Origin of the sequence: Aminiphilus sp. (assembly GCF_029975095.1) — a bacterium.
In the GTDB taxonomy this organism is placed as follows: Bacteria; Synergistota; Synergistia; order Synergistales; family Aminiphilaceae; genus Aminiphilus.
Window position 1 is genome coordinate 1 of the sequence record NZ_JARKPW010000169.1, and the last position, 11,114, is coordinate 11,114.

The 11,114-nt window shown below is 64.2% G+C and carries 5 protein-coding genes and 1 pseudogene; 2 read left to right on the top strand and 4 right to left on the bottom strand.

What is annotated here, in order from left to right; translation table 11 throughout:
* Nucleotides 1-182, bottom strand: a pseudogene (locus Q1K49_RS10420) (BMP family ABC transporter substrate-binding protein); the annotation flags it as partial.
* 521 nt (nucleotides 183-703) lie between these two features.
* On the opposite strand from Q1K49_RS10420, the gene Q1K49_RS10425 reads away from it, so the two are divergent.
* Nucleotides 704-1,651 (top strand): magnesium transporter CorA family protein, encoded by a 948-nt coding sequence (locus Q1K49_RS10425; RefSeq protein ID WP_026368111.1) that lies wholly within the window; start codon nucleotides 704-706, stop codon nucleotides 1,649-1,651.
* Between the two features lie 161 nt (nucleotides 1,652-1,812).
* Nucleotides 1,813-3,105, top strand: coding sequence for a hemolysin family protein (locus Q1K49_RS10430; protein ID WP_026368112.1), 1,293 nt, complete (start codon nucleotides 1,813-1,815; stop codon nucleotides 3,103-3,105).
* A gap of 71 nt (nucleotides 3,106-3,176) precedes the next feature.
* On the opposite strand, the gene Q1K49_RS10435 is transcribed toward Q1K49_RS10430, so the two are convergent.
* From Q1K49_RS10435 to Q1K49_RS10445, 3 genes are all read right to left on the bottom strand, one after another.
* Nucleotides 3,177-6,905 (bottom strand): AAA family ATPase, encoded by a 3,729-nt coding sequence (locus tag Q1K49_RS10435; protein WP_300525806.1) that lies wholly within the window; start codon nucleotides 6,903-6,905, stop codon nucleotides 3,177-3,179.
* 21 nt (nucleotides 6,906-6,926) lie between these two features.
* A complete protein-coding gene (locus Q1K49_RS10440; protein WP_300525808.1) occupies nucleotides 6,927-8,177 on the bottom strand; it encodes an exonuclease SbcCD subunit D C-terminal domain-containing protein in 1,251 nt (416 codons plus the stop codon).
* Between the two features lie 359 nt (nucleotides 8,178-8,536).
* Nucleotides 8,537-10,087 (bottom strand): ATP-binding cassette domain-containing protein, encoded by a 1,551-nt coding sequence (locus tag Q1K49_RS10445; RefSeq protein ID WP_300525810.1) that lies wholly within the window; start codon nucleotides 10,085-10,087, stop codon nucleotides 8,537-8,539.
* Between the last annotated feature and the right edge of the window lie 1,027 nt (nucleotides 10,088-11,114).

Consider the following 11,114-nt stretch of genomic DNA (forward strand, 5'->3'; position numbering starts at 1 on the left):
ACGGGAATGGCGAACTCCGCACCGGCCCTGGAGAGTCCCGTTTCGGCACTGTCGTAGAAGGACCGGTCCCCGAGAGCCCCGGCTACGACAAGGGCCGCCTTCAGCTCGGCCCCGGGCACACTGCCGGCACCGGCCAGAAGCACCATCACACTCAACAACATCGCCACAAACACTCGTCTCACGCAGTACACCTCCGCTCCAGCTTCGCCGTCTCCGGCGTGCCTTCCATTATATCCTCGTTCTTTTTCCGACCCGGAACGCCGTTGTACCGATTCATCCCGAAGGTTCAAGGAAAGGTTTTGAATTCTTAGGCGTGCCCCTTGCCCCTTTTTCCGAGACGAGCTATGATAGATATGGCGAAAAGTTCTTCGCCTTTTTTGTGTGCTTTCAGGGGCATACACGCCCAGAAGGAGTGACATCCCGTTATGGAAGGCGACAGTTCGAGTAAACCTCTGCATTGCCGCTTCACGAACCGTACTTCGCACTGACGCCGCACGGACGCACTCTTTCCCGGTCCGGCGGCGCCGGATCGGGAAAGGGAGTCTTTCTCCGCCCGTACACTGCGGGTTCTTTGCAGCACCCCCCTTTCCCCGATCCCCGATACAGCTCCATCAATCTCATACCGAAACAGCCGTTCGTCTCCTGCGCAGCGGTACATTTTGTCTGCGTTTCCAGGAGGGTGAGCGGAAAAGGGGGGGCCGTCATGATCACCATTTTCAAGACTGAAGACCGGGGTATCCGCCAGCTCGATTTTCCTGCCGTGGAACCCGGCTGCTGGATCAACGCCGCCGCACCCACGGCGGAGGAACTCGCCGCGCTTTCCGCCGTGGCGGGAATTCCCGTGGATTTTCTCTCCGCGGCGCTCGACCCGGAGGAAACATCCCACATCGAATCCGACGAGAACATTCTCCTGGTCATCATCAACGTCGCCAAGGCGGCGGGAAGCCACGACTTCGACACGGTCCCCCTCGGGGTGATCCTCACGCCGGACTTCATCGTCACGGTCTGTCTGGAACAGGGAGAGATCCTGCCCAGAAGCGTGGTCTCCATGAACGGTTTCTGCACCTACAAGCGGACCCGCTTTCTGTTGCAGATCCTCTACAAGACGGCCACCCAGTTCCTGAAATATCTGCGACAGATCAACCGCCGCTCCGACGAGATCGAGGCGCACCTGCGCAAGTCCATGCGCAACGAGGAACTCTACCAGCTCTTCGACCTGGAAAAGGGGCTCACCTACTTCACCGCCGCCCTTCGGTCCAACCGCATGGTGGTGGACAAACTGCTGCGTCTCTTCCAGAACGGCCAGATGCGGGAGACGGTGAAGATCCGCGAGGAGGACGAGGACCTGCTTCAGGACGTGCAGGTCGAATACAACCAGGCCTTCGAGATGGTGCAGATGTACGGCAACGTGTTGGCGGGCATGATGGACGCCTTCGCCTCCATCATCTCCAACAACCTGAACATGGTGATGAAGTTCCTCACTTCCGTGACCATCATTCTCGCAGTGCCCACGGCCATCGCGAGCTTCTGGGGCATGAACGTCCCCGTTCCCTTTCAGGAATCGCCCAACGGCTTCGCCGTCGTGACTCTCCTCTCCCTTGGAGTGTCCGCCCTGTCCGCCCTCTGGCTCTGGCGAAAGCGCCTGCTCTGAAAGAACGCGCCTCCGACGGCCCCCTCCGGGGGCCTTTTTCGTGCACGTCGAGAGGCGCTTTTCTTCGCACAATTCCGTAACACCCGCCGAAATCCTTCTCTTTCTGGGCTATAATGGAGCGATACGAAAACGGAACATCACTTCGACTCGGGAGGACCGTCATGGCAGGCTCCGGCATTTTCACGCTTCTGCTTCTCTTTCTCTTCCTCTTTCTCCTTTCGGCGTTCTTCGCCGCGGCGGAGATGGCCTATTCGAGCATCAACAAAATCCGGATGAAACGCTTCGTCGAAGAGGGACGCACCGGCGCCGGGCGGGCCATGCTCCTGCTGCAGGACTTCTCCCGCACCATCTCCACCATCCTCGTGGGGGGCAACATCGTGGACATTCTCATGACCGCCATCGCCTCCACCGTACTCGCCCTTCTCTTCGGCCCCATCGGGGCTCTCTACGCGACGGTGCTCATGACGGTGCTCATCATCCTCTTCGGCGAGGTGCTGCCCAAGTCCTACGTGAAGGACTGCTCCGAGTCCTTCGCTCTGGGCGCCGCACCGGTCCTGCGCTTTTTCGTGCGCCTCCTCCACCCCCTCACCTGGTGCATCATGTCCTTCTCGGCCTTCCTCGGGCGATGGCGCTCCGCGGGGCAGCGCCCCCAGCCCAGCGTCACCCACGACGAACTGCTCCACATCCTGGAGACCATGGGAGAGGAGCAGGTGCTCCCCCAGGCGGAGCGGGAGCTCATCGAGAACGCGGTGAACTTCAACGAGCTGGAGGTCTGGGAGATCCAGACACCCCGGGTGGACGTGTTCGCCCTCGACGTGGACGAGGAACCTCAGAGGGTGCGGGCGCTTTTGGTGAAAAACCAGTACTCCCGCGTTCCCGTCTACGAAGGCACGCTGGACAACATCATCGGCGTGCTTCACGTGAAGGACTACATGCGCCGGGTCTTTCAGCAGGAAGAGACGAACCTGCGCTCCGTCATCAAGCGCCCGGTCCTCCTCGCGGGAAGCGCGAGCCTCATGGACGCGCTGCGCATCTTCCGGGCCAACCGGACGCACATGGCCATCGTCCTCGACGAGTACGGCGGCACCTCGGGAATTCTCACCGTGGAGGACATTCTGGAGGAGCTGGTGGGAGAGATCCGGGACGAGCACGACGACATCAAGGAGTCTTTCACACAGCTTGAGGAGAACGTCTATCTCGTGAGCGGCGATGTCTACCTGGAGGACATCTTCTACGAACACCTCAATTTGGACACCATGCCGGACAGCGAGGCCTCGACCCTCAGCGGCTGGCTCTACGAGCAGTTCAAGACCCTTCCCGAGCAGGGAGCAGCCGTCGCCTGGGGCGGATTCCTCTTCTCCGTCGCAAAGGTGGGAGGGCAGCGCATCCTGAAGGTCCGCATCGAGCGAAAACCCGTCGAAGAAGCCATCCCTTCACTGCCGCACCAGGAATAAGCTTTTTCACTGCGGCAACGCTCTTTTTTTCCGTCGGAACGGCGAGAACTTCCAGGCGGTTCAGTCGGTTGTCATCGCGGAAGCCCCCCGTTGCATCCGGGGCCGGAGAGTCCGCTCCGGCCTCCGGAAAGCGGAAAGACCCGGATCTGGGAGGCGATACGCTCCTTGAGGGCCGCAACGTGGGAGATGACGCCGATGAGTTTGCCGTCCTGCCGCAATTCCGCGAGGGTCTGGAGGGCCGTGTCCAGGGCGTCCTCGTCCAGCGTGCCGAACCCCTCGTCGAGAAAGAGGGAGTCGATCCGGACGTTTCGGCTCGCCATGCGAGACAGGCCGAGAGCCAGGGCGAGGCTGACGAGAAAGCTCTCTCCTCCGGAGAGATTTCTCGTGGACCGTCGCTCCCCAACCTGGTAGGCGTCGATGACATCCAGCTCCAGAGGTTGCCCGTCGTTGCGGACCAGGAGATAGCGATCGGTCATCTTCCGGAGCTGCCGGTTCGCGTGAGAAATGAGGATGTCGAAGGTGAGGCACTGGACGAAGTTCCGGTACTTCTTCCCGTCCGCGGACCCGATGAGGTCGTGCAGGGCCTCGATGCGGAAGCACTCTTTCTCCTGCGCCTCCAGTGCCGCACGGCGGTCCCGGGCCATTTCCCTCGCGGTCTCGTTCTCCCTGAGCTTCTGCGCGATGCCGCCCAGTTCCTCCCGGAGGATTTTCACGTCCCGCTCCAGCTCCTCCAGCTCACGAAGGAGATCCTCCCGGGAGCGGTCGGTCGCCTCCCGGCGCTCCTCCTCCTCCAGCCGCTCCGCCTTCTCCCGTCTCCTCGCGTTCAGCGCGACCCGCTCCTCCGCCAGCGCACGGGCCCGCCCCTGCAGTTCCTTCCGCTCCTCCTCGGGCAGAAGCGCCGCCAGGTAGGCGTCCTCGTCGGCAAAACCGGCTCCGTCGAGACGGCGGACAAAGGCGGTCTCCCGGGCCTGCAGCACTTTCTCCCGCTCCGCTATGGCGTTTTCCGTCTCGGCGATTTTGGTTCGCGTTCCGCCAAGCGCGTGCACCGCTTCGTCCGACCTGGCACGCACCGTGTCGAACTCCGCCGCCAGGGCCTTCAACGCCTCTCCGAGGCGGCGTTCCTCCGCGTCGGGATCTCCGTCGCCGAAGCGCTCCCGCCGTTCCTCCTCCAGGGCCTTCCGTTCCCGCAGAAGTTCGTCGCGATGCCGCCGCCGCTTCTCCACCTCCTCCACGGCCTGGTGAATCTGCTCCTTCCGCTGGTCGATCCGGAGTTCGAGGGAGGCGATCTCCTTCTCCAGTACACCCTTTTCCTCCTGCCGGGCATTCCAGTGCACCCGACGCTCCTCCAGGTCCCGAAGCACCGCCTCCCACTCCTCCGGATCGGACGCGAGATCGCCGATGCCGTAGGGCGCCAGGTCGCGAAGCACCCGCTGCCGCGCCTCGTCGAGCTGCACGGCGGCCTCCCGCGCCTCGGCCTCCGCCCGGACCGCCGTCTGCTCCGCCGATTCCTCGCGGTGTGCGGCGTCCCCGCCAAAGCGCTCCTCCAGGACAAGATTTTCCCGGGCCTTCTCCAGGCTCTCCCGCAGGGTGGCACACTGCTCGTCCGCCTCCTCGGCGGCCTGCACGACCCGGAAGGTCTCCTCAAACCGCTCCCGGATCTCCCGGGCAAGGCGCTCCAGCAGTGCCTCCGCTCCAGGTCCCTCCGGGCATTTTTCTTCCGGGGAGAGCGCGGCCCATTCCTCCCGAAGCCGGACCTCCTGCCGGGCGATTTCCTCGTCGCGTTCCCGTCGTCGTGTTTCCGCCTGCTCCAGATCCTTCGACGCCTCCGCACGGGCGACCCGGAGATCCGCGAGAGCCTTCCCCGCGGCCTGAAGCTCGTTCCTGAGAGAGAGCAGCGCCGCGGCGGCCTCATCCGGAACGGGAACGACCCCCGCAGCGAAGGGGTGTTCCGTGGCGCCGCAGAGGGGACAGGGTTCACCCTTTCGCAGGCGATGCCGCTCCGTCTCGAAATCCGCGATCCGCCTCAGCGAGGCGAGTTCTTCCTCCAGTCGGGCCGACTCCGCTTCGAGTGCCGTCTGCCGCACCGACGCCGCCGCAATTTCCCCGTCGAGCCCCCCGCAACGGGTTTGCGCCGCGTCCTCCAGAAGACGCAGCTCCATCGTCCGCCGACGTGCCTCTTCCAGGGCATGCAGTGTTCCGACGACGTCTTCGAGGAGGCGTCTTCGCTCTTTTTCCTCGTCGAGATCCTTTCTCCAGTCCGACATCCTGCGACCGGCGAGAAGGCTCTCCAGCGCACGCCGCGCTTCATCGAAAGCGCCCCGGGCGGTCTCGTACTCCGCCCTTCGCGCCGCCAGCGTCTCGTCCCGCTTTCGCCGGGCGGTTCGGGCCTCTTCCAGCTCCCGGGCGGCGGCCCGGAGTTTTTCCGTCCCCTCGCGGCCCTTTCCGTCCAGAGTGCGGAGCGCGTCGAACCGATCCCGGAGCACGGGAAATTCCTCCACGAGCTTCTCGTCCGCCGCGCTTCTGGCAAGGTGGAAGCGAACAGCCTCAAGGGCGCCCTGGCGTTCTCCGAGAAGACGCCGTTCCATCCCGTCCCTGTCGCGAAGAGCGTCGAGGGCGGCTTCTCCCTCCGCCAGGGCCTCTTCAGCGGCACCGACGGGGCCTTCCTTGTCCCGGATCCGCAGGTCCAGGGCCTGCACGGCCCGAAGAAGCGGCACCGCCTCGGCCAGGGCCTTTCTGCCCGCGTCCAGCGTCTCTTTACTGCGGCGCTGCGCCTCGGCGGCGAGACAAACCTCCTCCTCCAGTGCCGGAAGTGTCTTCAGCGACGCTGCATGAACGTCCCGGTCCCGCCTTTGCTCCTCCCGAAGAGACATGAGGGCGGTGTGCTCCGGGGCGAGCTCCAGGGCATCCTCGGCGCGACAGAGCCGTTCCGCCTCGGGGCGAAACTGCTCCCACCGGTCCAGCAGCGCTTTCTCCGCTTCGTCGATCACCCGCAACTCCGCCTCAAGGCGTGCCACTCCATCCAGCCAGACGACGGCAGCCCTGTCCGCCTCGATCCGCCTGCTCATGTCCTTCTCCCGGAGGGAGCGTTCCTCCAGCTCCACTCGAAGGCGCGCCTCCTCTTCCTCGGGCAACAGGCGCATTCCCTCCAGCTCGGCCCGGAGAAGATCCCGTTTTGCCCGCTCCTCGGCGCGGCGCTCGTGGACGCGCACGGAAATCCGGGAGTAGATCTCCGTCCCCGTGATCTGTTCGAGCACGGGGGCCCGCTCGTCCGAAGGAGCCTGCAGAAAAGCCGCGAAACCCCCCTGGGCGAGGAGCATGGACCGGGTGAAGCGGTCGAAATCCATGCCCGTCACCGCTTCGATACGCGCCGCCACGCCCGTGATCGAACTCTCGAGCACCTCTCCGGACACCGCGTCGGCGATCTCGTGTTTCGGAGCCTGCAACTCCCCGTCGGACCGCCTGCGGGATCGGTGCTGGCTCCAGACACAGCGGAATCGGCGGGCCTCCGCGCCACCAGATCCGGCTCCTTTTCCCGCCGAAGTCTCGAAGGTCGCCTCGGCGAAACATTCTCCGGTCTGTCGGGACATGATCTCGTTTCCGCTCTTGGTGATCTTGCCCAGGCGCGGAGTCCGCCCGTAGAGGGCAAGGCAGAGCGCGTCCAGAACGGTGCTCTTGCCGGCGCCGGTCGGGCCGGTGATGGCGAAGAGACCGTCGGCGGTGAAGGCGGGGTGGGTGAAGTCGATCTCCCATTCCCCCAAGAGGGAGTTCAGATTCTTGAAACGCACCTGGAGTATCCGCATCGTCCGCTTCCTCCCCGTCCGCTATTCCGCCCGGGAGTCCTCTCCGTCGAGGGATGCCCGAGTCTCCCGGTAGGTCCGCAGCAGTTCCGGCCGCTGTTCGTCGGGAACCCTCCGGCTCTCCAGACAGCGCCCGAACACGTCCTCCTCATCCAGGTCGTCGAGCGTCTCCTCGGAGAGTCCCTCCAGGGCGCGTTCCAGCATCCTCCCGTCCTTCATCCGGAGAATCTCCAGCCCCGTTCCGGCCGTGACCTCCTCAAGCTGCTCCCGGAGGTCTCCCACCGCACCATCACCCTCGAGGACGACCTCCAGCCAGATCGACTCCTTCTCCGCGGCAAGCCTTTCGACCCCGGAGAGAATCTCCTCACGGCCGCCCCGAAGACGTTCAAGACGCCGGAAGCACGGCACGGGCAGAAGCGTCACCGTCGCCGCCGCACCGGAGAATTCCACGAGACAGACGCTTTTTTCCCGCCCCGCCTCGCCGAAGCCCATCGGCAGCGGGGAGCCGCTGTAGCGGAACCTCTCCGAACCGTCCACCCGCTGGGGGACATGGAGGTGCCCCAGCGCCGCATAGGACGTGGACTCCGGAAAAATCGACGACGTCACCGCCGAAAGAGAGCCCACGTAGAGGTCGCGCACGCCGTCCCCCTCCACGGTCTCTCCTCCGGCGGCGAAGAGATGTCCCATGACCACCAGGGGAAGCTCCTCGCCCGTTTCCGCCCGGGCCTCCTTCCGTCTCCGCTCCGCCAGGGAACACACCCGGGCATAGTGGTCACAGATGCCTTGGGCGAGCTTGCGCTCTTTCTCGTCGGGGCTCTCCCCCGCCTCGACGGTGCGGATGTCCCGGTCCCTCAGAAAGGGGACGGCACAGATCAGCAGCTCCGGAACTCCCGCCTCGTCCCGCAGGAGGAGTACCTCCTCCGCGGGATCTCCCGAAATCGCGCCCACCACGTGGACGCGAAGCGCCCGCAGCAATTCCTTCGGGGCGTCGAGAAACGAAGGCGAGTCGTGATTTCCTCCGATGAGCACCACGTGGCGGCAGCACGATCCGGCCACGCGACACAGAAACGTGTAGTAGAGTGCCTGGGCGCGGTTGCTCGGCGCGGTGGAGTCGAACACATCCCCCGCCACGAGGAGCACCTCCGCACGTTCCCGGCGGATCGTCGCCTCAAGCCAGGAGAGAAATGCCTCGAATTCCTCGTAGCGCTTCCGTCCGTAGAGCGCCCGCCCGAGGTGCCAGTCCGACGTGTGGAGGATCCGCAGCGAAGCCCTCACCGCACACCTCCGGTGGATTCACGGCTCCCACCTTCCGCGGGAAGCATTCCGGCAGAAGAGGCGACATTCCGTCCGGAACAGGGACACCCTTCCGCACGCCGGATTCCAACCCCTGGCCCCGAAAGAGCAGAAGAGAGCAACCGCCATCCTTGAGATCGCCGTTCCCCGCGGACGGGGGATGGCGCGTTTCCTCTGGCTTTGCCTGCGCGCGTGCGTTTCCGGTCGCCTCGCTCCATGAACATTTCCTCCTCGTCGGGTGGCTGCAAAGAACCATAGCACGCCCCCTTCCGGGGGGCAATCCGGCCCCGACAAACCGGAGGCCCCCACCGGACCGGCCCGCCCGCAGCGCTTCACCGGCGTCAGAAGGCCTTCCGGAGCAACGCGGCCGCGCCCTTCTCAAGCAAGGAGTTTCCGTCCGGACCCAGGGTGATGCGCCAGCAGCTCTCCGTGACCGCCTCGAGAAAACGCCGGTCGTGGCTCACGAGCAGCATTGTGCAGGGACAGGAGGCAAGAGCGTTTTCGAGCAGTTCCACCGCGGGGAGATCGAGATGATTCGTCGGCTCGTCCAGAACGACCAGGGAGGGCACCCGAATCACCCCCAGGGCGAGCTGCAGCTTTCTGGCCTCCCCCGGGCTCGGAACGGGCACGTCGGCGCCTTCCCCGAGAGCCGCCGGAGCGAGCAGGCTTTCCGGCCGGGAACCGAGACAGCTCACCACGGTCATCACCAATCCCCGCTCCGCCGAAGAAAGGAGCGCGACCTCCGAGGCGAGACGCCCGAGCTGCTCCCCCGAGAGTTCCTGGGGGAGAAAGAGCACCTGCTCCGGAGGAAGCTGCACCCGCCGGAGCAGGTGGCGCACCAGAGTACTCTTGCCCGACCCGTTCGGACCGACCAGGGCGACCCTGTCCCTGGAGCCGAGTTCCAGCCTCGGCAGGTACAGTGTCCGCCCTCCGCCGAGATCGAGGCGACCCTCGGGAAGATCGAGGATGCGGTTGCGGGGCGAGACCGCTCCGGAGAGCCAAAACCGCAGCTCCCGCTCCTTGGGTGGCCGGACTTCCCGCACCTCCTCCCGAAGATGGCGCAGACGCCCGTCGAGCTGGCTTTTCAACCGCCCCGCCTGGCCGTCCATGCCGGAAACCCTGGCAAGATCGATGCGCGCCCGTCCGTCCGAATCGTGCCGGTCCAGGTCCCGTTTGGAGCGCCTGCGGTCGCTCCGGCTCGCCTCCTCCAGGCGCCGCCGCTGCTCCGCCTCCAGGCGCTTGCACGCCCTGCGGCGCTCCAGATAGACCGCCCGGGCGGTCTCTTCGTCCCGGGCTTTCTGCGCCGAGGCCTCCGTGTAGTTCCCCGGATAGAGCACCGGCCCGGAGGCGCCGAGAAAGAGGCAGCGCCGGCAAAGCCCGTCGAGCAGCTCCCGGTCGTGGCTCACGAGAAGTCCCACGCCGTCGTAGGTGGCGAGGGCCGCGCCGAGCAGACGCCGCGCAGCGCCATCCAGATGATTCGTCGGCTCGTCCAGAAGGAGACTCTCCGGCTTCTCCCAGAGCGCCAGGGCAACCTGGACGCGCTTGCGCTCGCCGAAGCTCAGGGAGTGCCATCGCTCGCCCCAGGTATCCTCGATGCCGAGCATTCCCCGAAGACGAAAGACCTCGGGATCGCCGGACCCGAGGAACGCGGCAAACCGCTGCGGCATCTCCTCCGTTCGCTGCTCGCAGAGCAGAACCCGCCCCCTTCGGAGCACCTGTCCCTCGCACGGCGACAGTTCTCCTGCAGCCAGCCGCAGAAGCGTGGTCTTGCCCGACCCGTTGGCGCCGAGAATTCCCGTCCATCCCCCGTGGAAATCGATGGACAGTTCGCGGAAGAGAAACGCTTCCGCCGTATCGAAACGAAAGGACACATTGCGCAGGAGAAGCGCCATGAACTCTCTCCATTCTCCCCGCCCGGCGGGGACACTGCCTCCTCCCGGCACCGCAGGGAAATCCGCTCGTAGGAACGGAGTCCCTGGACGCGCACATTCCGCCATGCCGCGGCGAACCGGAGGCAAAGGCCTTCCCGAGGCGGAGTGCGAAAAGCGGAGAGCACACTGGAACCGGGTAAGAAAATGGACAGCGCACGAGCGAACGAAACCCGGGAAGGCGAAACGGAGATGTGGCGGCAGAGCCGCCTTGAAAGACGAGGAGGAGGGGACACGAAAAGACGGCCCGGAGGGGCCGGAAAAACATGCGTAGCTGCCGGTGCGTGTCCCGCTCGTCAGAAGAGGCGCATTCGTCGAGTCTCCCGAAGGTGGAATGGATGAACCGCCCTGGATCATACTCGTTTCGGATGGAACGGGTCAAGAGGAAACCGCCCGCTGGAGGTTAAGATTCAAGTAAGCTCTGATAAAGAGATGGTTTCTCTCCCTTGAACCTGAGCGTGTCTCGTTTTTGCAAGCCCGGCTCAGCATTCTTCAGAGGTTCCTCAATATCACCCCTCAAATCGCTCGACCAATTAGTAATGTTTTGCTAAATTTTATTTTAAAAATAATTTATCTCACTGGAGGCGTTTTAAAATGAAAAAATACTACGCAGTAGAAATTGAAGAAATCACAGAAAATCGATCAAAATTCCGCGCAGACCCATCTTCTGTTTTTTGTTAATTTCTATTGCATTAATTATTGTTTCTCTCCGCACCACCACTCCGCCGCGTCAACGCTTGCCGATCTCGTCTCTTGCCGTCGCCTGTCCAGGTTCCACGCATGGCATGCACAATAGACGGACCATCACTCATCACGGCAAAACATGCTTTTTCCATGAAACAACGCCGCGGCACGACTATACCACGCCGCTAGAGGAGCGGCAAATCGGATCTTCCGCAGAGCCTTCCACACAAAAACAGCGCTGTCGTCAAAGAATTCCGTGCATGCGCAACCCCAACAGAAGAATCGTCGCGGGAGCCAGATACTTCAC

Coding starts and splice junctions, on each gene's coding strand:
- Q1K49_RS10425 (WP_026368111.1), top strand. CDS start 704: ATGATCACCATTTTCAAGACTGAAGACCGGGGTATCCGCCAGCTCGAT.
- Q1K49_RS10430 (WP_026368112.1), top strand. CDS start 1,813: ATGGCAGGCTCCGGCATTTTCACGCTTCTGCTTCTCTTTCTCTTCCTC.
- Q1K49_RS10435 (WP_300525806.1), bottom strand. CDS start 6,905: ATGCGGATACTCCAGGTGCGTTTCAAGAATCTGAACTCCCTCTTGGGG.
- Q1K49_RS10445 (WP_300525810.1), bottom strand. CDS start 10,087: ATGGCGCTTCTCCTGCGCAATGTGTCCTTTCGTTTCGATACGGCGGAA.